The 17,467-nt window shown below is 66.0% G+C and carries 14 protein-coding genes; 8 read left to right on the top strand and 6 right to left on the bottom strand.

The window, feature by feature from the left end; genetic code table 11:
• Positions 1 to 5: 5 nt before the first annotated feature.
• Positions 6 to 2,078, bottom strand: a complete 2,073-nt coding sequence (locus JN280_RS03415) for a hydantoinase/oxoprolinase family protein (protein ID WP_202310119.1) — start codon at positions 2,076 to 2,078, stop codon at positions 6 to 8.
• Positions 2,079 to 2,290: 212 nt separating this feature from the next.
• Here JN280_RS03415 and JN280_RS03410 point away from each other — a divergent pair, with 212 nt between their 5' ends.
• The 5 genes from JN280_RS03410 to JN280_RS03390 all read left to right on the top strand — a co-directional run bounded on the left by JN280_RS03410 (position 2,291) and on the right by JN280_RS03390 (position 8,844).
• Positions 2,291 to 3,121 carry a ferredoxin--NADP reductase gene (locus JN280_RS03410; RefSeq protein ID WP_202310118.1) on the top strand — a complete coding sequence of 277 codons (831 nt, stop codon included), beginning with the start codon at positions 2,291 to 2,293 and terminating at the stop codon, positions 3,119 to 3,121.
• Between the two features lie 218 nt (positions 3,122 to 3,339).
• Positions 3,340 to 4,386: a deoxyribose-phosphate aldolase gene (gene deoC / locus JN280_RS03405; RefSeq protein WP_202310117.1), complete on the top strand. Its 1,047-nt coding sequence runs from the start codon at positions 3,340 to 3,342 to the stop codon at positions 4,384 to 4,386.
• Positions 4,387 to 4,681: 295 nt separating this feature from the next.
• Positions 4,682 to 7,057 (top strand): aldehyde dehydrogenase family protein, encoded by a 2,376-nt coding sequence (locus JN280_RS03400; protein ID WP_202310116.1) that lies wholly within the window; start codon positions 4,682 to 4,684, stop codon positions 7,055 to 7,057.
• Between the two features lie 183 nt (positions 7,058 to 7,240).
• The gene (locus JN280_RS03395) at positions 7,241 to 7,975 is read left to right on the top strand and encodes an SDR family oxidoreductase (RefSeq protein WP_202310115.1); all 735 of its coding nucleotides are present in this window, start codon (positions 7,241 to 7,243) and stop codon (positions 7,973 to 7,975) included.
• 23 nt (positions 7,976 to 7,998) lie between these two features.
• Positions 7,999 to 8,844, top strand: coding sequence for a fumarylacetoacetate hydrolase family protein (locus tag JN280_RS03390; protein ID WP_202310114.1), 846 nt, complete (start codon positions 7,999 to 8,001; stop codon positions 8,842 to 8,844).
• 182 nt (positions 8,845 to 9,026) lie between these two features.
• On the opposite strand, the gene JN280_RS03385 is transcribed toward JN280_RS03390, so the two are convergent.
• The 5 genes from JN280_RS03385 to JN280_RS03365 all read right to left on the bottom strand — a co-directional run bounded on the left by JN280_RS03385 (position 9,027) and on the right by JN280_RS03365 (position 14,335).
• Positions 9,027 to 10,025 (bottom strand): ABC transporter ATP-binding protein, encoded by a 999-nt coding sequence (locus JN280_RS03385; protein ID WP_202310113.1) that lies wholly within the window; start codon positions 10,023 to 10,025, stop codon positions 9,027 to 9,029.
• Between the two features lie 16 nt (positions 10,026 to 10,041).
• Positions 10,042 to 11,103: a Gfo/Idh/MocA family protein gene (locus JN280_RS03380; RefSeq protein ID WP_202310112.1), complete on the bottom strand. Its 1,062-nt coding sequence runs from the start codon at positions 11,101 to 11,103 to the stop codon at positions 10,042 to 10,044.
• Entirely contained in the window at positions 11,100 to 11,939 is an 840-nt protein-coding gene (locus tag JN280_RS03375) for a carbohydrate ABC transporter permease (RefSeq protein ID WP_202310111.1), read from the bottom strand. Before JN280_RS03375 ends, JN280_RS03380 begins: the two co-directional genes overlap by 4 nt.
• 10 nt (positions 11,940 to 11,949) lie before the next feature.
• Entirely contained in the window at positions 11,950 to 12,879 is a 930-nt protein-coding gene (locus JN280_RS03370; RefSeq protein WP_202310110.1) for a carbohydrate ABC transporter permease, read from the bottom strand.
• A 196-nt stretch (positions 12,880 to 13,075) separates the two neighbouring features.
• Positions 13,076 to 14,335 (bottom strand): ABC transporter substrate-binding protein, encoded by a 1,260-nt coding sequence (locus tag JN280_RS03365; protein ID WP_202310109.1) that lies wholly within the window; start codon positions 14,333 to 14,335, stop codon positions 13,076 to 13,078.
• Positions 14,336 to 14,777: 442 nt separating this feature from the next.
• On the opposite strand from JN280_RS03365, the gene JN280_RS03360 reads away from it, so the two are divergent.
• Genes JN280_RS03360 through JN280_RS03350 form a run of 3 tightly spaced genes read left to right on the top strand, consistent with a single transcriptional unit; the run spans position 14,778 to position 17,465 of the window.
• The gene (locus JN280_RS03360; protein ID WP_202314508.1) at positions 14,778 to 15,662 is read left to right on the top strand and encodes a BadF/BadG/BcrA/BcrD ATPase family protein; all 885 of its coding nucleotides are present in this window, start codon (positions 14,778 to 14,780) and stop codon (positions 15,660 to 15,662) included.
• Positions 15,655 to 16,443: a GntR family transcriptional regulator gene (locus JN280_RS03355; RefSeq protein ID WP_202310108.1), complete on the top strand. Its 789-nt coding sequence runs from the start codon at positions 15,655 to 15,657 to the stop codon at positions 16,441 to 16,443. The genes JN280_RS03360 and JN280_RS03355 overlap by 8 nt, the downstream gene beginning before the upstream one ends.
• Positions 16,440 to 17,465: an SIS domain-containing protein gene (locus JN280_RS03350; protein WP_244742875.1), complete on the top strand. Its 1,026-nt coding sequence runs from the start codon at positions 16,440 to 16,442 to the stop codon at positions 17,463 to 17,465. The genes JN280_RS03355 and JN280_RS03350 overlap by 4 nt, the downstream gene beginning before the upstream one ends.
• Positions 17,466 to 17,467 lie beyond the last annotated feature (2 nt).

Genomic DNA, 17,467 nt, shown 5'->3' with positions numbered 1-17,467 from the left:
ATGCTTCAGCCTTTCCCGATCTCGATGAGGATGTTGCCGTCGGCGTCGGAACTCGCCCGGTCGGACGGTTCGATGACCGTGGTGGCGTCGAGCTGTTCGAGGATCGCCGGGCCGGCGACCAGGGCGTCGAGCGGCAGTTTCTCGCGATCATAGACCGGCGTGTCATGCCAGCCGCCGTCGAACCAGACCGGGCGGCGCCCGCGCAGCGCCCCGGCGATAGTCGTCGCCCGGCCTCCGGGATCGATCAGCGCCGAGAGGTCGACGTCGGGCCGCACGCCTGACACCGACGTGTTGAGATTGACGAGGTTCGCCCTGATCTCCGGCAACGCCACCTTGAAGCGGGCGAAGTAGGCCTTCTCGAACAGGTCCTGGAGAACGGCGCGGCTGACGGCGGCCGAAGGTAGCGGTACGTTGAGGATATGGGTCTGGCCGACGAACTGCATGTCGGCCGAATGGGCGTAGCGGATCGTGCTCGGCCGGACCGCCTCCTTGGCGATCAGCGCTGCGCCGTCCGCACGGTGTTGTTCCAGCACGGCCGTGGCTTCGGCCTCGTCGAGGGTAGCGACCGGCCGGTTCAGCGTGTTGACGAAATCGTGCCTGAGATCGGCCACCACGCAGCCCAGCGCGTTGGTGATCCCCGGCCGCGCCGGCACCAGCACCTTCGGCAGGCCGAGCTCGCGGGCGAGCGCCGTTGCGTGCAGCGGCCCTGCGCCGCCAAAGGCGAAGAGCACGAAATCGCGCGGATCGTGGCCGCGCGAGACCGACACCATGCGGATCGCCCCGGCCATCTTCATATTGGCGAGCCGCAAGGCCGCGCCCGCCGCGGCCACGCCGTCGAGGCCGGTGGCGCGGCCGATGCGTTCGGCGAAGATGTCCCGCACCTGGTCGACCCCGACCGGCACGTCGACGGCGAGCAGCCTGGCCGGATCGAGGCGGCCGAGCACGAGATTGGCGTCGGTGATGGTAGGCTCGGTGCCGCCGCGCCCGTAGCAGATCGGCCCGGGCACCGCGCCCGCGCTTTCGGGTCCGATCTGTATCAGGCCCGACGCGTCGACGCGCGCGATCGAGCCGCCGCCGGCGCCGACGGTGTGAACGTCTACCATCGGCACATGGATCGGCATGGCATATTCTATCTCGGTCTCGTTGGAGACGGAGGGCTGCGCGTTGCGGATCAGCGCCACGTCGGTGGACGTCCCGCCCATATCGTAGGTCACGAGATCGCAAAGGCCGGCCCGGCGGCCCGTATAGGCGGCCGCAATCACCCCGGACGCCGGTCCGGACATGACGGTCTTGGCTGCCTCCCGTGCCACGAAGCGGGCGGAGATCATGCCGCCATTGCCGTTCATGATCAGGAAGTCTCTGATATAGCCGCGCGTTTCGAGCTCGCGCCGCAGCCGCTCGACGTAGCGTTCCAGGATCGGCTGGACAGAGGCGTTGACGGCGGCGGTGACGCCCCGCTCGAATTCGCGCGCCTCCGACAGAAGCGCATGGCCGGTCGTGACATAGCTGTTCGGCCAGATCTCCGCGGCGACCTCGGCGGCGCGCCGCTCATGAGCGGGGTTGGCATAAGAATGCAGGAAGTGGATGACGAGCGCCTCGCAACCTTCCGCGAGCAGCCTTTGCACGGCTGCACGCACGCCGGCCTCGTCGAGCGGCGTTCGTATGGCGCCGGAGGCTAGGACCCGTTCGTCGACTTCGAGTCTGAGATTGCGCGGAATGACAGGCACGAAGACGCCGGTCATGCCATAGGGCTGCGGCCGGGTGCGCCGGCCAAGCTCGATGATGTCGCGGAAGCCGCGTGTGGTGATCATGCCCGTCCGGGCCAGCCGGCGTTCCAGGACGGCATTGGTGGTGGTCGTGGTGCCGTGGACGATGAGGTCGATCCGGTCGACAGGCGGTCCTGCCTCGGCCAGCGCCGAGACGACGCCGAAAGCCTGGTTGGCGGGCGTGGTCGGCGTCTTGGCGATCCGCACCTTGCCGCCGTCGCGCCCGTCGATCAGGATCAGGTCGGTAAACGTGCCGCCGACATCGATGCCGGCCACGACACCGCCGTCTCCTGCGCGATCGTTCTCCGCCATGCGCGAAACCCGAAATGCCGAGCCTAAGGATACGTCACTGATTGGAAAGGTGTTTCCTGTCCCGATCTTGACGCGATATTCATTTGTATACTAATAACTTTACCTGACAAGTACTCCCTCGCTTCCAAGCTGTCAGCCAGGCGCGCCGGATGAACGCTTCCGCGTGCTGTGGTCCGCTCGGGCGAAAATTGCCACCGAAAGGTTCGGATTCGATGCAGCCCGCAGCCACCGCCCTGAAGACGACGGACGCCGAGGTCAGGCAGTTCCCGATCCCGGCCAACGTCCATGCCGAGACGGTCGTGTCGGTCAAGCACTACACCGACCGGCTCTTTTCCTTCCGTATCACGCGGCCGCAGTCCTTCCGCTTCCGTTCGGGCGAGTTCGTGATGATCGGCCTGCCCAATGCCGAGAAGCCGGTTTTCCGCGCCTATTCCATTGCCAGCCCGGCCTGGGACGACGAGATCGAGTTCTTCTCGATCAAGGTTCCGGACGGTCCGCTGACCTCGGAGCTGCAGAAGATCCAGCCGGGCGACACCGTTCTGATGCGCCAGAAGGCGACGGGCACGCTTGTTGTCGATGCGCTGACCCCGGGCAAGCGCCTGTTCATGATCTCGACCGGAACCGGCATCGCGCCCTTCGCCAGCCTTGTGCGCGATCCCGACACATATGAGAAGTTCGAAGAGGTCATCCTCACCCATACCTGCCGCGACCATGCCGAACTGCGTTACGGCGAGGAACTGTTCGACCAGGCCGCCAACGACCCGCTGATCGGCGAGGTCGCCGCTGGGCGCCTGACGCACTACTGCACGACCACCCGCGAGATCTCGCCGCGCATGGGCCGCATCACCAGGCTCATCGAAAACGGCAAGCTCTATGCGGATCTCGGCATTCCGCCGCTCGACCCTGCGACCGACCGCGTCATGATCTGCGGCTCCATGTCGATGCTGAAGGACGTCAAGGAACTGGTCGAGAGCCTCGGCTTCACCGAAGGCTCGCTCAACCATCCGGCCGAGTTCGTCGTCGAACGCGCCTTCGTCGGCTGAAATTTTCGCATCGGCCGGAGCCTGGGGAAACCCAACCCGGCATGTCGGCAGTCGAGCTGGTCATTTGCGCGCCCTGATCGGATGGGTTCGTGCCGGTCGTCCCGAGTCGTTTTTTCTCCATCCAGCTTCCTCGGGACTCGTGAAGCGGCGCCTCGCGGGCTATCCTCCCTTCGCTGCAGCGGTCGACCACGCCGCATGAGCGCAGGAGGAAAGTGCGCATGAGCACCAGGATTCGCGAAGCCGAGATCGGGACGGCGACGGTTACGCCGCTGCCGCTGGTGGCGGCCAATGTGCCCGATGTCTCCAGCCATGGCATCGCCCGCAACCCGGGCATGCCGCTCGACCTCGGTTTCCTTGAGGCGATGCGCTACGTCAACCGCAGCGCGCTGGAGCGGCGCGTCGCCAGCATGACCAAGAGGCGCAGCATCAAGGCCGACAACCAGGCTGCCTGGCTGTTGCGCGCCATCGCGCTGATGGACCTGACAACGCTCAACAGCAACGACACCGACGAGCGCGTGCGCCGGCTCTGCGCCAAGGCTCTCAATCCGCTCCGGCCTGATATCGCCGAGGGGCTGGGGGTCGCGGAGGCGAAGATCCGACCGGCCGCGGTCTGCGTCTATCACCCGTTCGTCGCGACCGCCGTCGACGCCTTGAAGGGCTCCGGCGTCCATGTCGCCGCTGTGTCCACGGCCTTTCCACATGGCCTCGCGCCGCTGTCGACCAGGCTCCAGGAGATCGAGGCCTCGGTGAAGGATGGGGCCGACGAGATCGACGTCGTCATCCCGCGCGGGTTGGTCTATGGGGCCAGATGGCAAGAGCTCTACGACGAGATCGTCGCCATGCGGGCGGCCTGCGGGGAAGCGCATCTCAAGGTGATCCTCGGCACCGGCGACCTGTCGACGCTGCGGAACGTGACGCTGGCCTCCATGGTGGCGATGATGGCGGGCGCCGATTTCATCAAGACCTCGACAGGCAAGGAAAGCGTCAACGCCACGCTGCCCGTAGGCCTCGCCATGGTTCGCGCGATCCGCGCCTATTTCGAGGCGACGGGCTATCTCATCGGCTTCAAGCCGGCCGGCGGCATCTCCACCGCCAAGAGCGCGCTCGACTGGCTGGTGCTGATGAAAGAGGAACTCGGCCGGCCGTGGCTGGAGCCGGAGCTTTTCCGCTTCGGCGCGTCGAGCCTGCTCACCGACATAGAACGCCAGCTGGAACATCACCTCACCGGCCATTACTCGGCCGGTCACCGCCACGCCATGGCGTGACCGCCGACAAGTCTCGGAGCTCTCCTAGCGTGCGTGCCCCCTCACCCGGCCTCCGCTTCGCTCGGCCACCCTCTCCCCAAGGGGAGAGGAGATCGTGGACCGCCACGGCCAGTCGTCATCCCAGCCGGCTGAAGCGTCAACGTCCGAAAACCTCCTCTCCCCTCGGGGAGAGGGTGGCCGAGCGAAGCGGAGGCCGGGTGAGCGGGCGCCACCGCGCGGAAGTTGGCTACGGATTCATTGCTGGACCCTGCAGGTTGCCAAAACGGAATTTCCCCTTTCTCGGGAGACACCCATCATGAACATCCTCGAACGCTACAACGCCATGGACTACGGCCCGGCGCCGGAAGCACGCAACGAGGCCGATGCCTGGCTCGCCGGCAGGGATTTTTCCAGAGCGCTCTTCATCGGCGGCGTCTGGGCGGCGGCCGCCGGCGGCAGGACCTTCGACGTGACAGAGCCGTCATCGGGCAAGCTCCTGGCCAAGGTCGCCGATGCGGGCACTGCCGACATCGACGCGGCGGTTGCCGCCGCAACCAAGGCGCTGCCGAAATGGCAGGCCTCTTCCGGCTTTGCCCGCGCCAAGGTGCTCTACGCCGTCGGCCGCGCCATGCAGCGCCATCAGCGCCTGCTCGCGGTGCTGGAATCGATCGACAACGGCAAGCCGATCCGCGAGAGCCGCGATATCGACGTGCCGCTGGCAATCCGCCACTTCATCCATCACGCGGGCTGGGCGCAGTCGCTCGACCGCGAATTCCCCGGCCACAAGGCGGCGGGCGTGGTCGGCCAGATCATCCCCTGGAACTTCCCGCTGCTGATGCTGGCCTGGAAGATTGCGCCGGCGCTGGCTGCCGGCTGCACCGTGGTGCTGAAGCCGGCCGAGTTCACGCCGCTGACGGCGATCCTCTTTGCCGAGATCTGCGAGCGCGCCGGCGTGCCGAAGGGCGTGGTCAACATCGTCCAGGGCGGCCCTGAGGCGGGCGCGGCGATCGTCAACCATTCCGGCATCGACAAGATCGCCTTCACCGGCTCGTCCGAGGTCGGCAAGATCATCCGCAAGGCGACGGCCGGATCGGGCAAGAAGCTGTCGCTGGAACTCGGCGGCAAGTCGGCCTTCGTCGTGTTCGAGGACGCCGATCTCGACAGCGCCGTGGAAGGGCTGGTCGACGGCATCTGGTTCAATCAGGGCCAGGTCTGCTGCGCCGGCTCGCGCCTGCTCGTGCAGGAAGGCGTCGCCGAAGCCTTCCTCGCCAAAGTCAAGACGCGCATGGCGCGCCTGATTGTCGGCAGCCCGCTCGACAAGAACACCGATATCGGGCCGCTGGTCGACCAGACGCAGCTCGACCGGGTCCGTGGGCTCGTGGCCGAAGGCGCCAGACAGGGTGCGGTGTGCTGGCAGCCCGATGCCCGACTGCCGGAGACGGGCTATTTCCATCTGCCGACGCTGGCGACCGGTGTGTCGCCCGCCAACATCCTCGCCCAGGAAGAAGTGTTCGGCCCGGTGCTCGCCGCCATGACCTTCCGCAACACGAAGGAGGCGGTCGAACTCGCCAACAACACGCGTTACGGCCTCGCCGCCTCGGTGTGGAGCGAGAACATCAATCTGGCGCTGCATGTCGCGCCGCAGCTCAAGGCCGGCGTCGTCTGGGTCAACGGCACCAACATGTTCGATGCCGCCTGCGGCTTCGGCGGCTATCGCGAGAGCGGCTTCGGCCGAGAAGGCGGGCGCGAAGGCATGTATGAATATCTCGTGTCGAAGCTGCCTTTCGGCGCCGTGATCAGGCCGGCGGCAGCAAACGTGGCCATTGCCGAACGCCCCGAGGCCGAAGCGCCCGCGATCGACCGCACGGCCAAGCTGTTCATCGGCGGCAAGCAGGTCCGTCCCGACGGCAACTATTCGCTGGCGGTGGCGGACCGGAAGGGGCGTTTCGTCGGCGATGTCGGCCTCGGCAACCGCAAGGACATACGCGACGCCGTCACGGCCGCGCGCGCGGCCACCAGGAGCTGGGGCGAGGCGACGGCCTTCAACCGCAGCCAGGTGCTCTATTTCCTCGCCGAGAACCTGTCGATCCGCGCCGAGGAGTTCGCCGGCCGCATCGCCGTGCTCACGGGAGTATCCGCCAAGGCCGCACGGGCGGAGGTCGAGGCTTCGATCGAGCGTCTGTTCGACTATGCCGGCCAGGCCGACAAGTTCGAGGGCCGGGTCCATCAGCCGCCCGCTCGCGCCGTCGCGCTGGCGCTGCACGAGCCGGTCGGCGTCGTCGGCATCGTGGCGGGTGACGACATGCCCCTGCTCGGGCTGGTGTCCCTGGCGGGAGCGGCGCTCGCCATGGGCAACGCGGTCGTCGCAGTGCCGTCTCAGAGATATCCGCTGATCGCCACCGACCTCTACCAGGTCATCGAATATTCCGACCTGCCGGCAGGCGCCATCAACATCGTGACGGGCCGCTCGGCGGAGCTCGCGGGCGTGCTGGCCAAGCACGACGATGTCGACGGCCTGTGGATCGTGGCCGATGCCGAAACCTGCGCGAAGGCGGAGGCCGATTCGACCGGCAATCTGAAGCGGGTCTGGACCACGAACGGCCGCTCGCTCGACTGGTACGCGATGGGGAGCGAAACGCTGCTCCGCCGCGCCATCGAGGTGAAGAACGTCTGGGTGCCCTACGGCGATTGAGCGAAGTGGGATGACATCCGCATGTGAGACGCGTCGTTGACGCGGCCGGCGCGGAAATCTAGGAATGCGCGGGCATTGGAGCGCCGCGCTTTCTTGGAACGTGCAAGGAACGTTCCAGGATTCGTGTCGATGCGCATTGCTTCGCGAAGATCGATCGTGGGGCCGACGCGGTAGGGAGAGAGCATGTCCGGTTCTTTGGAAGGCAAGACAGTCGTCGTGACGGCGGCTGCTCAGGGCATCGGCCGGGCCTCGGCCCTGGCATTCGCGCGGGCCGGCGCCAAGGTGGTCGCGACCGACGTCAATCTGGTGCTGCTGCGCGAGCTCGACGGCGAATCCGGCATCGTCACGGCCAAGCTCGACGTGCTGAAGGATGCCGACGTCGAGGCCTTCTTCAAGGAGATCGGGCCGGTCGATGTCCTGTTCAACTGCGCCGGCTTCGTTCATGCCGGCACGATCCTCGACATGAAGGACGCCGAACTCGACTTCGCCCTCGATCTCAATGTGCGCTCGATGGTCCGCACCATCCGCGCCGTGCTGCCCGGCATGCTCGAGCGCGGCGGCGGCTCGATCATCAACATGTCGTCGCTGGCCGGTTCCATCAAGGGCGTGCCCAACCGTTTCGCCTATGGCCTGACCAAGGCGGCCGTCGTCGGCCTGACCAAGGCGGTCGCCGCCGATTTCGTCGGCAAGGGCATACGCTGCAACGCGATCTGCCCCGGCACCGTGGAGAGCCCGTCGCTCGAGGACCGCATGCGTGCCCAGGGCGACTATGACGCCGCGCGCGCCGCCTTCATCGCGCGCCAGCCCATGGGCCGGCTCGGCACCCCTGAGGAGATCGCCGACCTGGCGGTCTATCTCGCCGGCGCCACCTACACGACCGGCCAGACCTACAATATCGACGGCGGCTGGTCGATCTGACCTGACATCACGGAGAAGCTCTCATGAAATTGCTGCGTTATGGCGAGCCGGGCAACGAGCGCCCGGGTCTGATCGATGCCGACGGTGTGATCCGCGATCTTTCGGAGCATGTCCCCGATTTTGCCGGAGCCGCCCTCGACCCGGCTACGCTGGCGAGGCTCGCCGCGCTCGACCCGAAGGCGCTGCCCGCCATTGCCGGCACGCCGCGTCTCGGGCCTTGCGTCTCCGGCACGGGCAAGTTCATCTGCATCGGGCTCAACTATTCCGACCACGCGGCCGAGACCGGCGCGACGGTCCCGCCGGAGCCGATCATCTTCATGAAGGCAACCTCTGCGATCGTCGGCCCCGACGACGACGTGCTCATTCCGCGCGGCTCCGAAAAGACCGACTGGGAAGTCGAGCTCGGAGTCGTCATCGGCAAGACGGCAAAATATGTGAGCGAAGCCGATGCGCTCGATTACGTCGCCGGCTATTGCGTGGTGAACGACGTTTCCGAACGTGCCTTTCAGACCGAGCGCTCGGGCCAGTGGACCAAGGGCAAGTCCTGCGACAGCTTCGGACCGACCGGCCCCTGGCTGGTGACGAAGGACGAGGTTCCCGACCCGCAGGACCTGAAGATGTGGCTGAAGGTCAACGGCGAGACTGTGCAGGACGGCTCGACCAGGACGATGGTTTATGGCGTCGCCTTCCTGGTCTCCTATCTCAGCCGGTTCATGAGCCTGAGACCGGGCGACATCATCTCCACCGGCACCCCGCCCGGCGTCGGTATGGGCATGAAGCCGCCGCGCTACCTGAAGGCGGGCGACGTGATCGAGCTCGGCATAGAAGGCCTGGGCACGCAGAAGCAGAACGTCCGGCCGGACGCCTGACCGGCGCCGCGACGGCTTATTCGTCGACCGCCGACGCTGACCCACATCTGCCTGCCCGTCCTCCGCAGCTGCTGCGGAGGACGGGCAGGCAGATGAGGGGCCCAGCCCGGCGCAACAGAGGACAGGGTCAGGGATCGCCTGTCCCCGGCCCGACACCATCGACGGCGGGAGCGCCCGCTCTTTCACTTCATCGTCCTGCCGTCGGCGTCGAAGCGATAAGTACGCGCCGGATCGGGCGTGACGAACAGCGTCGCGCCCGGTTCGGCATCGTAGACGCCGAAGATGCGCACCGTCAGCAGTCCGGCCTTCTCGCAGTCGAGATAGAGATTGGTGTCGGCGCCGAGATGCTCGGCATGGATCACGGTGCCCTTCCACGCACCTGACGCAGTGTCGACCGTCAGATGTTCAGGGCGCACGCCGATGGTCCTCGCCGTCTCGCCGAGCCGGGCGCCGTCGATGAAGTTCATCTTCGGCGAGCCGATGAAGCCGGCGACGAAGTCGTTGGCCGGGGAATTATAGAGCTCCATCGGCGCGCCGACCTGCTCGATGCGGCCGGCATTCAGAACCACGATCTTGTCGGCCAGCGTCATCGCCTCGACCTGGTCGTGGGTGACGTAGATCATCGTCGCCGACAGGCGCCGGTGAAGCTGGGCTATCTCGAGGCGTGTGTTGACGCGGAGCGCGGCATCGAGGTTGGACAGGGGCTCGTCGAACAGGAAGAGCTTGGGCTCGCGCACCACCGCGCGGCCGATCGCGACACGCTGGCGCTGGCCGCCGGAAAGTTCGGCCGGCCGCCGTTCCAGATAGGGCTCCAGCGACAGCATGGCCGACGCTGCCTTGATGCGCGTGTCTATCTCCGCCGCCGGCGCGCCCGCCTGCTTGAGGCCGAGGCCCATATTGTTCCTGACCGTCAGATGCGGATAGAGCGCATAGGTCTGGAACACCATGGCTATGCCGCGCTTGGCCGGCGGCGTGGCGTTCACCGCCTGGCCGTCGATACGCACATGGCCCGAGGTCGCGTCCTCAAGCCCGGCGACGATCCTGAGCAGGGTCGATTTTCCGCAACCCGACGGGCCGACGAAGACGACGAACTCGCCGTCGGCGACATCAAGATCGATGCCTTTCAGCACGTCGACCTGGCCGAACGACTTCTTCACATTCTCGAGCTTGAGTGAACCCACAACCTGTTCCTTTGGGCTAGAGCTTGATCGGGCGGCCGCTGCGCACGCTTTCGTCGGCGGCCAGGCAGACGGCGAGCGAACGCACCGCATCGTCCATATGCCGGCTAAGGTCGATGTCCTCGCGGATCGCTTTCAGCAGGAACGCCTGCTCGCGGTCGCACAGATCCTGGTGGCCCGGCTCGCCTTCCATGGACAGGTCCCGGTCGGGCACCGCGAAGCGGCCGTCAGTGCCGGTCGCGGCCTGATGGACGCGGATCACCGAGGTCTTGGTGTGCATGTCGATGTCGTCGGACTTGCCGCCGTCCTCCATCACGATCGACACACAGCCCCTGGGCGAAATGACGTCCTTCACGAAAAAGGCGGTCTCCGACATCATCGGCCCCCAGCCCGCCTCGTACCAGCCGACGGAGCCGTCGTCGAACAGCACCTGGAGGTGGCCGTAATTGTACATGCCGTCATCGATCTCGTCGGTGAGCCGCACGCCCATGCCGCGCACCTCGACCGGCGTACCGTCGGTGATCTGGCACATGACGTCGAGATAGTGCACGCCGCAGTCGACGATCGGCGAGGTCGTCTTCATGAGCTGCCTGTGCGTGGCCCAGGTCGCGCCGCTCGACTGCTGGTTCAGGTTCATGCGGAACACATAGGGACCGCCGAGCTTGCGGGCTTCCTCGATCAGCCGGATCCAGGAGGGATGGTGGCGCAATATGTAGCCGATCACCAGCTTGCGGCCGTTGGCCTTTGCCGCCGCGACCACGCGGCGGGCGTCGGCGACCGTCGTCGCCAGCGGCTTCTCCACGAAGACGTGGCAGCCTGCCTCCAGTGCCGCCACCGCATAGTCGGCATGGCTGTCGGAATAGGTGTTGATCGATGCGACGTCGGGCTTTTCCTCGCGCAGCGCTTCCGCGAAGGACAAGCGGCGGCGATAGGCTTGCAGCGCCTCGGGCAGCGCGATTTCCGTGCGGTTGACGAGAGCCGCGATCTCGAAGCCGGGATTGGCATGATAGGCGAGCGCGTGGCCGCGGCCCATATTGCCCAACCCGGCCACAATGACGCGCAAGGGTTTGGCGGAATTCACTTGACTGCCCCCGAAGTGATGCCGCGGATCAACTGCCGCGAAAAGACGAGATAGAGGATGAGCACCGGCAGGATGGCGAGCGACAGGGCCGCCAGCACCGCGTTCCAGTTGGTCACGAACTGGCCGATGAAGATCTGGGCGCCGAGCGTGACGGTCTTGGTGGCTTCGGCGGGCGCCAGGATCAGCGGGAACCAAAGGTCGTTCCAGATCGGGATCATGGTGAACACGGCGACCGTTGCCATCGCCGGCCGCACCAGGGGCAGCACCAGTCGGAAGAAGATCGTGTATTCCGACAGGCCGTCGATGCGGCCGGCGTTCTTGAGGTCGGCCGACACCGACTTCATGAATTCCGACAGGATGAAGATGCACAACGGCAGGCCCTGCGCCGTGTAGACCAGGATGAGGGCCGTCAGCGTGTTGACCAGGCCGCTCGCCACCATGAGCTGCAGGATCGCGACCGTTCCGAGCCGGATCGGGATCATGATGCCCAGCGCCAGATAGAGCCCCATCAGAGTGTTGCCCCGGAAATTGTATTCCGACAGCGCGAAGGCGGCCATGGCGCCGAACAGAAGCACGAGGAACAGCGATACCACGGTGACGATCAGGCTGTTCTGGAAATAGAGAACGAAGTCGCCCTGCGCCATCACGGTCGTGTAGCCGACGAGATCGAAGGTTTCCGGGGTCGGGAAGGACAGCGGCGAGCGGAAGATCGCGTTGCGCGACTTGAACGAGTTGATGACGATGACGACGACCGGGAACAGCGCGATCACCGTATAGGCGATCAGCACGGCATGGGCCGCGAAGCTGCGCGAAAGGGAGGAGCGGGCCTGGCTCATCGTTCGCCTCTTAGAACTGGTACCGACGCAGCCGCGTCTGGATGGCGAAGAGATAGATGCAGACGCCGGCGAGGATGATGAAGAACATCATGGAGGCGATGGTCGAGCCCATATTGGGGTCGCCGATCTGCAGTTGGAAACCGAAGAAGGTGCGGTAGAGGAAGGTGCCGAGGATGTCGGTCGAGAAGTTCGGCCCCGCCAGCGCGCCCTGCGCGGAGTAGATCAGGTCGAAGGCGTTGAAATTGCCGACGAAGGTCAGGATCGAGATGATGCCGATCGACGGCAGGATCAGCGGCAGCTTGATTTTCCAGAATTGCGCCATGCCGGTGACGCCGTCGCATTCCGCCGCCTCGATCACCTCGTCGGGAATGGACAGCATGGCCGCATAGATCAGCATCATCGGTATGCCGATGAACTGCCAGACGGAGATCAGGCTCAGCGTGGTCAGCGCATATTCCTCCTTGCCGAGCCACGGCGAGAACAGGCTCTTCAGGCCGACGAGGTCGAGCAGGTTGGGCGCGACGCCCCAAAGCGGCGAGAGGATAAGCTTCCACGCGAAGCCGACGATGACGAAGGAGAGGATGGTCGGGATGAAGATCGCGGTGCGGTAGAAGGCGGCGAAGCGCAGCCTAGGGCTGGACAGAAGCGCGGCCAGCATGACGCCGATCGGGTTCTGAACCACCATATGGATGATGAAGAACCAGAAATTGTTGGCGAGTGCGTTCCAGAAGCTCCTCGACAGCGTCGGGTCGGTGAACAGCCGCCGGAAATTTTCGAGGCCGACGAAGATCTGGGTCTGCGCCTCGGCCCTGAACAGCGAAAGCTGGAGTGTGCCGAACAGCGGCAGGATCATGATCGCCGTATAGATGAGCACGGCTGGCGCGAGGAACACGCCGATGTGCCATCGAACGGGTCGCCTTGCTGTCGTCTCCGCCGTCATTGCTGCTTTCCCTTGCTGCCGATGGCTCTGCCGCGCAAATGGCTGCGACGAAGGGACCGGCGACTTTCTCCATCGGGATGGAGCGCCGAGCCCGGTTCCGAGCCGGAAAAGGAGGTGCGCGCCATCATGCAGCCTCGCATTGGCCGGCCGTTCCGGCGCGCCCCGCTCTCGCCGGGCGCGCCGCGATGCACGGTGCTTACTTAGCCGGCTTGAACCAGGCGTCCAGGCCGTCCTGGAGCTTTTTGGCCGCGACTTCGGGCGTGTCGGTGCCGTTGATCACATTGGCCGATTCCACCCAGGTCTCGTTTTCGAGATTGGGCGTGCCGCGCGACAGGATCTGGTAAGTCGAGCGGATCGTCGGCTTGCACTTCTCGCGCCAGGAGACGAATTCCTGGGCCAGCGGGTCCTCCATCTTCACCGGCTCCGACGACAGGCTGAAGAAGCCCGGCAGCGCATTGGCGTAGATGGTGGCGAACTCGGGCGAGGCGACCCAGGACAGGAAGGTCTTGGCCGCTTCGGCGTTCGCGCTCTTCGGATTGAGGCCGATGGCGATGTCGTTGTGGTCGGAGATGTAGCAGGTGTCGCCGGCATTCTTCACCGGCGGCGGGAACGCGCCCATCTTGAACTGCGCCTGGGTGTTGAAGACGCTGATTTCCCACGAGCCGGCCGGATAGATCGCGGCGCGGCCGAGCGTGAACAGGTTCTGGCTGTCCGGGTAGCTCTGCGCCTCGAATCCGTCGCCCAGATAGGGCTTCCACTTGGCCAGCGTCGCGAAGGGCTCGACCCATTGCGGGTCCGTCAGCTTCTGCTCGCCCTTGATCAGCGCCAGACGGCCTTCCTCGCCCTTCCAGTAGTTCGGCCCGATATTCTGGTAGCCCATGGTCGCGGCTTCCCAGAGGTCCTTGGTGCCCATGGCCATCGGGACATAGGTGCCGTCGGCCTTGATCTTGTCGAGCGCCGCGAAGAACTCCTCTTCGGTGGTCGGCACGGCGATGCCGAGCTTGTCGAAGGCTTCCATGTTGTAGATGAAGCCGTGGATGACCGAGGCCATCGGCACGCAGAAGGTCGCCTTGCCGTCGTCGGTCTGCCAGGCCGACTTGGCCACATCGGTGAAGTTCTCCATGCCTGGAAGGCTGGTCAGGTCGGCGAGATGGCCCTTCTTGTAGAGTTCGAGCGAGGCGTCGAACGGACGGCAGGTGATGAGGTCGCCGGCCGAGCCCGCATCCAGCTTGGCATTGAGCGCGGCATTGTACTCGGTCGGCGCGGAGGGCGCGAATGTGACCTTGATGCCGGGGTGCTTGGCCTCGAAGGCCGGGATCAGCTTCTCCTGCCAGATGGTGAGGTCGTCATTGCGCCAACTTTCGATCGTGAGCGTGGCGTCCTGCGCGGCGGCCATGCCGGCTGAGCCGAGAATGGTCGTGCCGAGCAGAAGGGCCGTCAATGCTTGTCTGGTCATGGTCATGCTCCCTGTTTGACCTTTTCTATCTGCGTCCGTGCCGAGAGCGGGTGCCCGCTCCGAAGCTGCACTCCGGGCGACGGGCCTTCCCGGCATCCGCCTGATGCCGGCCGTTCCCTGTGCCGACGGCGGAACCCCTTGCGGGGCGCGTCTCGGCGCGAAGATGGAAAATCGTTTGCGGCGCCTTGCAATCGGGCCCGGCTGCGTTTCCATGCGGCAGCCGTCGACGCTTCGGTCCTCCGATGTTCCTCCTTGACCAGGAACAATACCAAAAAAATACCACTTGTCCAGCGGCGCAAGTGGATATTGTCACAAAGGCGCAGCGATGTCTTTATAACATACTGAAAATGCTACATAAAAACTGAACCGATGGCGAGGGATGAAATTCACCCTTGGCTATTGGTATTTTACTGGTATTATTCCGGCAGGAGGACGCGAGACAGTGGACATGGTGCTCGGCATAGATGGCGGCGGCACGAGTTGCCGGGCGGCGCTGGCGGACGCGGCGGGAGCGGTGCTCGGCCGCGGCAGGAGCGGTCCGGCCAACATCATGTCCGACCTCGAAGGCGCGCGAAAGAACATCGTCGAGGCGGCGAGGCTGGCTTTCGTCGACGCCGGCCGCGATCCTGCCCTCATCCCGACCGTCGGCGCCGTGCTCGGGCTCGCCGGAACCAATGTCGGCGGCTACAAGCAGCAACTGCTCGACGTCCTGCCCTTCCGCGAGAGCCTGGTCGAAAGCGATGCGCTGATCGCGCTCAACGGCGCGCTGGGCGACCATGACGGCGCGATCGCCATCATCGGCACCGGCTCCATCTTCATGTCGCGCAAGGGCGAGCGCCTGCAGACCATCGGCGGCTGGGGTTTCCTGCTGGGCGACCATGCCAGCGGAGCGCGCATCGGCCGCAGCCTTCTCCAGGAGACGCTGCTCGCCCACGACGACATCCGTCCGGGTTCGAAGCTGACGCGCGCCATGATGGAGCGTTTCGAGGGCGATCCCCGCGCCATCGTCAAATTCGGCGCCGTCTCGAAACCCGGAGACTTCGGCACCTTCGCGCCGATGGTCTTCGAATTCGCCGCGCAGGGTGATCCTGTCGCCCTGCGCCTCGTCGGCCGTGCCGCCAACGATATCGAAGAGGCGGTCGCCGCCCTGAAGCTTGCCGACGGGGACCGGCTCTGCCTGCTCGGCGGCCTCGCCGGCCTCTATGTCCCGCATCTTTCCGAAAAGTATCGTGCCATGCTGCGGCCGCCCTTGCAGGACGCGCTCGGCGGCGCCGTGGCCATGGCCGCCCGCCTGTTCGGCGGCGCCGGGACGGTGGCCAATGGATGATGCGGCCCAGGCGCTCTTTTCCGGGCTGAAGGAAGCAGGCCCGGCGGGCGCGCCGCTCTATCTGAAGCTCAAACGTTCGATCGAGGAGGCCGTGCGTCGGGGCGTCATCGGACCCGGCGATGCGCTGCCTTCCGAACGCGACATCGCGGTCAGGGCCGACGTCTCGCGGGTGACGGTGCGCAAGGCGGTGCAGGACCTCGTCAAGGCCGGCATCCTCGTCCAGCGTCACGGTTCCGGTACTTTCGTCGCGCCGCGCCTGGAGCGGGTCGAACAGTCGCTTTCGGGGCTGACCTCCTTCTCCGAGGACATGGCGCGCCGCGGCTGGACGGCGCGTTCGGAATGGCTCGACCGGGGCATCTATCCGCCTTCGCCGGAGGAGATGATGGTGCTCGGCCTGTCGTCGCGCGAACTCGTCGCCCGCATCGCCCGGCTCAGAATCGCCAACGACACGCCGCTCGCCATCGAGCGGGCGTCGCTCTCCGCTTCGGTCCTGCCCGACCCCGGCCTGATCGGCGCCTCGCTCTACGCGGTTCTCGAACGGACCGGCAACCGCCCGGTGCGCGCCGTGCAGCGCATTTCGGCCGCCAATCTGGCCGGGGCCGACGCCGCCATATTGGAGGTCGCGCCGGGCTCGGCCGGGCTCAACATCGAGCGCGTCTCCTATCTGTCCACCGGCAAGGTGATCGAATTCACCCGCTCGCTCTATCGCGGCGACGCCTATGATTTTGTGGCCGAGCTCAGGCTCGGCGAACCCGAAGAAGCGGCAGGAGGCCGACCATGACGCCCACGCATATGCGCCGAGAAATCGAGGAGATCCCGGAGGCCGTCGCTCGCCTGCTCGATGGCGGCGAGGCGGTGCTCGCGGCGGCGGGGCGCGACATCCGCGAGCGCGATCCGCGCTTCGTCGTCACCGTGGCGCGCGGCTCTTCCGACCACGCGGCCTCCTTCATGAAATATGCGGTGGAACTCACCGCCGGCCTGCCGGTCGCCTCGGTCGGGCCTTCCGTGACCTCGATCTATGGCGTGCGCCTCAAGCTCGCGGGCTCGGCCTGCCTGGCGATTTCGCAGTCGGGCAAGAGCCCCGACATCGTGGCCATGGCCGAGGAGGCCAGGCGCGGCGGGGCGCTGACGATCGCGATCACCAATACGCCGGATTCGCCGCTCACCCATGGGGCCGACCACGCCATCGACATATTGGCCGGCGCCGAACGCAGCGTCGCCGCGACCAAAACCTTCGTGAATTCGGCGGTTGCCGGGCTCGCTTTGATGGCGCATGCGACCGCCGACGAGGCGCTGCTCTCCGCGTTGCGGCAATTGCCGGAGCATTTCCGCGCCGCCATCGGCTGCGACTGGATGAAGATCGCGGCAGCACTCGACGGCACGAATTCGCTGTTCATCATCGGGCGCGGGCCGTCCATGGCCATCGCCAACGAGGCGGCGCTCAAGCTCAAGGAAACCTGCGCCATGCATGCCGAATCCTACAGCGCCGCAGAGGTCATGCACGGGCCGCTGGCGCTGGTGAAGCCGGGCTTTCCGGTGCTGGCACTGGCCGCGCGCGACCGATCCGAGCCGTCCATGGCCGAGGCCGCCGATCATCTGGTCGGCAAGGGAGCGACGGTTTTCACCACCACCGCGTTGGCCAGGGCCGCGGCACCGCTTCCCTTCGCCTCGACCGGCCATCCGATGACCGATCCCCTGGCGCTCGTCGTCAGCTTCTACGCCTTCGTCGAGGCCTTCGCCCGGCACAGGGGGCTCAACCCGGACCAGCCGCCCAATCTGCGCAAGGTGACGGAGACACTGTGACC

This window comes from Mesorhizobium sp. L-8-10 (genome assembly GCF_016756635.1).
Classification (GTDB): Bacteria; Pseudomonadota; Alphaproteobacteria; order Rhizobiales; family Rhizobiaceae.
Note: the sequence above shows the minus strand (reverse complement) of the source record. Positions and strands in the feature narration are given on the sequence as shown.

Bases quoted from the DNA above. Each gene is read 5' to 3' on its own strand.
- deoC (WP_202310117.1), top strand. From the start codon at position 3,340: ATGAGCACCAGGATTCGCGAAGCCGAGATCGGGACGGCGACGGTTACG.
- JN280_RS03370 (WP_202310110.1), bottom strand. From the start codon at position 12,879: ATGACGGCGGAGACGACAGCAAGGCGACCCGTTCGATGGCACATCGGC.
- JN280_RS03350 (WP_244742875.1), top strand. From the start codon at position 16,440: ATGACGCCCACGCATATGCGCCGAGAAATCGAGGAGATCCCGGAGGCC.
- JN280_RS03395 (WP_202310115.1), top strand. From the start codon at position 7,241: ATGTCCGGTTCTTTGGAAGGCAAGACAGTCGTCGTGACGGCGGCTGCT.
- JN280_RS03390 (WP_202310114.1), top strand. From the start codon at position 7,999: ATGAAATTGCTGCGTTATGGCGAGCCGGGCAACGAGCGCCCGGGTCTG.
- JN280_RS03355 (WP_202310108.1), top strand. From the start codon at position 15,655: ATGGATGATGCGGCCCAGGCGCTCTTTTCCGGGCTGAAGGAAGCAGGC.
- JN280_RS03410 (WP_202310118.1), top strand. From the start codon at position 2,291: ATGCAGCCCGCAGCCACCGCCCTGAAGACGACGGACGCCGAGGTCAGG.
- JN280_RS03365 (WP_202310109.1), bottom strand. From the start codon at position 14,335: ATGACCAGACAAGCATTGACGGCCCTTCTGCTCGGCACGACCATTCTC.
- JN280_RS03400 (WP_202310116.1), top strand. From the start codon at position 4,682: ATGAACATCCTCGAACGCTACAACGCCATGGACTACGGCCCGGCGCCG.
- JN280_RS03375 (WP_202310111.1), bottom strand. From the start codon at position 11,939: ATGAGCCAGGCCCGCTCCTCCCTTTCGCGCAGCTTCGCGGCCCATGCC.
- JN280_RS03415 (WP_202310119.1), bottom strand. From the start codon at position 2,078: ATGGCGGAGAACGATCGCGCAGGAGACGGCGGTGTCGTGGCCGGCATC.